Genomic DNA, 2,914 nt, shown 5'->3' on the forward strand with positions numbered 1-2,914 from the left:
TCCTTTGTTCAGCCATGGGTCCCTTCCTCACATCAGCTTGCGGACGGCCTTTACGGGGCGGCGGCGGTTGGTGATCACCTCGGAATTGATCCCGCCCCAGCTCAACTCTCCGTGCAGACGCTGGTATTCCATTTTCGGGCAACGGTCCATGACGACGCGCAGTCCCGCGGCCTCGGCGCGCGCGGCGGCCTCGTCGTTGCGGACCTGGAGCTGCATCCACACCACCTTGGCGCCGATGCGGATCGCCTCGTCCGTGATCGGCCCGGCGGCGGCGGAATTGCGGAAGATGTCGACCATGTCGACCGGGACCGGCACGTCCGGGAGGCTGGCATACACCGTCTCGCCCCGGACCTGTTGGCCGGCGAGCCCGGGATTGACGGGGATCACCCGGTAGCCCTTGGCCTGGAGGTACTTCATCACGAAGAAGCTCGGCCGCGTCTCGGTCGCCGACGCGCCGACCATCGCGATTGTCCCGACGCTCGAAAGAACGTCGCCAAGGTACTGATCGGTATAGGTTTTGTGGTCCACGTCGCTTCGCGCCTCGGTAACGTGACGGGTCTCGGATCGGAGCGGCCGGGTGCCGGCGGGAAGCGGCCCGCCCGTCGCCGCGGCCATCTTGCGCCGCTGGGGCCGGTGGTCGTCAAGCGGGGTGATGCCTTCTCGGCTCGCGCACGATCCGAGAATCCGCCAGCAATCCGAAGCTGCAACGAGTGGCGTTTCGGGAGCAACGGCCTTTCCGGGCCGGCTGCCTCAGCCCGAGCGGCGGGCGGTCATGCGGCAGCGCGCTTGGCCGCCTCGACCAGGTAGGCCGAGCGGGTCATGCCCCGAGCCTTGGCGGCGGCATCGATCTCCGCGAGATCGCGATCCGACATGGTGATGTTGACGCGCACGGTCTTCGCCGGCTCGGGCAGGGAAACCAGAAACGCCACGGCGTCCCGATGCGCCCGATCGGTCATCACGTCGTCGAGCGAACTGGGGATCGGGATCGGCTCGCCGTCCTCGATCAGGCCTTCGACATGGAAGGCCAGAGCTTCGGTAGCCAGCACCTTCGCCTCGTCGAGCGTGGCGCCCGCCGTGATGCATCCCGGAAAGTCGGGAAAGGACACTCCGTAGTCGCTGTCCGGCTCCTTGTGGATGAGAGCGATGTAATCCGCCATGGTTCCCTCCTTGGGATCTGCGGGCTACCGTAGAATGATGTCCGCCTGCTTCGCGATGCTGCGGAGCGTGCCGACCGGTATATCTTTCTTAGGATGCGGGACAGTTACACGGCCCGGTTTCGTCGGATGCTTGAACTGCACGTGGCTGCCTTTCTGGGCGACCTTGTACCAGCCGTCGGCCTCAATGGCCGTTATGACGTCTCGGCTATCCACGTGTGTATTCATGCGCACTGAAATGCATGAGTCAACAGGAATTGCACCCTGATACGCACTGGCTGCGGACCGTGGCAGAGGGCGATCGTCCCGATGGAGCGAGGATGCGGGTAAGGATCAACCTTACAACCTCTCCCTTACCAAGGGAGTGCTCCAGCCATCGAGCCGCAGCACCGCATCGCCTGAACCGCGACCTTCTGGAAGAGGCGGTCGCCGCAAATGCCTTTGTGCTTTAAAAAGCGTCCATATGAGGTTGATCTACGGGAACTTTCCCGTTGCGGCGAGCGGCTCCCGCGCGATCCTCAGCGCCCTTCCCAGGCCGGCGGGCGCTTGGCCAGGAAGGCGTCGATGCCTTCCTCGGCGTCGCGCGCCATCATGTTCTCGGTCATGACCCGGCTGGCGTAGTCGTAGGCCTGCTCAAGGTCGAGGTCGATCTGGCGGTGGAAGGCCTCCTTGCCGATCTTCAGCGTCAGCGGCGACTTGGACGCGATCTGCCGGGCCAGCGCCGTCACCTCGGCGTCGAGCCGGTCTTCCGGGACGACGCGGTTGACCAGGCCATGCGCCCGCGCGGTCGCGGCGTCGACCATGTCGCCGGTCAGCAGCATCTCCATCGCCTGCTTGCGGCCCACGGCGCGCGTCAGCGCGACCATGGGCGTCGAGCAGAACAGCCCGATATTGACGCCCGGCGTGGCGAAGCGCGCGCTCTCGGCCGCGACCGCGAGGTCGCAGGTCGCGACGAGCTGGCAGCCGGCGGCGGTCGCGATGCCGTGGACCCGGGCGATGACCGGCTGCGGCAGGCGGGTGATCGTCAGCATCAGCCGCGAGCACTGGCGGAACAGCGCCTCGTAGATGCCGTGGCCGGGATTGGCCCGCATCTCCTTCAGGTCGTGGCCGGCGCAAAACGCCGGCCCCGCGCCGGCGACGACGACGACCTTGACCGTGCGGTCCTCGGCGATCGCGTCGAGGGCGGCCTGGAACTCCATCATCAGGCCCGTGGACAGCGCGTTGCGCGCCGCCGGGCGGTTGAGCGTCAGCGTCGCGATCCCGTCGGCGTCCTCGCGCAGGAGGACCCGTTGCTCGGTCTGGGCGGCGGCGGTCATGGCACGCGGCCTCCTTCTCTGTCTCGTCTTCGGGGTTCCGCGGCCAGATTAGTCCGGGCGGCCCCGCGCTGCACGCATGTTGTCGCCGGTGTCGCGATCGGCAAGGATGGCGCCTTCGATGGCATGGAGGCGACCTTGGAGAAAGGCGATACGCAAGCGGCGATCGGCGTCGCGGAGCTGGAGGCGCTGATCCGCGACGGCGTGCCGCTGGTCGGCGGCTTCGGCGTCACGGTCGAGACGCTGGAGGCGGGGTTCGCGCGCCTGCGCATGCCCTATCGCGACGACTTCGTGCGTCCGGGCGGGACGATCACCGGGCCGGCGCTGTTCGGCCTCGCCGACGTGGCGCTCTACGCCGCGGTGCTCAGCCGGATCGGCCGGGTCGAGCTGGCCGTCACCACGAGCATGACCATCAACTTCCTGCGCCGCCCCAGGCCGGCCCCGGTG

At 67.6% G+C, this 2,914-nt stretch carries 5 protein-coding genes; 1 reads left to right on the forward strand and 4 read right to left on the reverse strand.

The window, feature by feature from the left end; genetic code table 11:
- Positions 1–27: 27 nt before the first annotated feature.
- The 4 genes from VGO20_RS23485 to VGO20_RS23500 form a co-directional block, all read right to left on the reverse strand.
- Positions 28–462 (reverse strand): CoA-binding protein, encoded by a 435-nt coding sequence (locus tag VGO20_RS23485; RefSeq protein WP_327504822.1) that lies wholly within the window; start codon positions 460–462, stop codon positions 28–30.
- A 308-nt stretch (positions 463–770) separates the two neighbouring features.
- Positions 771–1,157 (reverse strand): type II toxin-antitoxin system HicB family antitoxin, encoded by a 387-nt coding sequence (locus tag VGO20_RS23490; protein ID WP_327504823.1) that lies wholly within the window; start codon positions 1,155–1,157, stop codon positions 771–773.
- A gap of 24 nt (positions 1,158–1,181) precedes the next feature.
- Positions 1,182–1,382, reverse strand: coding sequence for a type II toxin-antitoxin system HicA family toxin (locus tag VGO20_RS23495; protein ID WP_327504824.1), 201 nt, complete (start codon positions 1,380–1,382; stop codon positions 1,182–1,184).
- A 290-nt stretch (positions 1,383–1,672) separates the two neighbouring features.
- Positions 1,673–2,470, reverse strand: coding sequence for an enoyl-CoA hydratase (locus tag VGO20_RS23500; protein WP_327504825.1), 798 nt, complete (start codon positions 2,468–2,470; stop codon positions 1,673–1,675).
- A gap of 123 nt (positions 2,471–2,593) precedes the next feature.
- On the opposite strand from VGO20_RS23500, the gene VGO20_RS23505 reads away from it, so the two are divergent.
- Positions 2,594–2,914, forward strand: a 321-nt coding sequence (locus tag VGO20_RS23505; RefSeq protein WP_327504826.1) for a PaaI family thioesterase, incomplete at its 3' end; no start/stop codon positions are given.

The organism is Arenibaculum sp. (assembly GCF_035998295.1).
Classification (GTDB): domain Bacteria; phylum Pseudomonadota; class Alphaproteobacteria; order Azospirillales; family Azospirillaceae; genus DASYHS01.

Coding starts and splice junctions, on each gene's coding strand:
- VGO20_RS23490 (WP_327504823.1), bottom strand. CDS start 1,157: ATGGCGGATTACATCGCTCTCATCCACAAGGAGCCGGACAGCGACTAC.
- VGO20_RS23500 (WP_327504825.1), bottom strand. CDS start 2,470: ATGACCGCCGCCGCCCAGACCGAGCAACGGGTCCTCCTGCGCGAGGAC.
- VGO20_RS23485 (WP_327504822.1), bottom strand. CDS start 462: ATGGTCGGCGCGTCGGCGACCGAGACGCGGCCGAGCTTCTTCGTGATG.
- VGO20_RS23495 (WP_327504824.1), bottom strand. CDS start 1,382: ATGAATACACACGTGGATAGCCGAGACGTCATAACGGCCATTGAGGCC.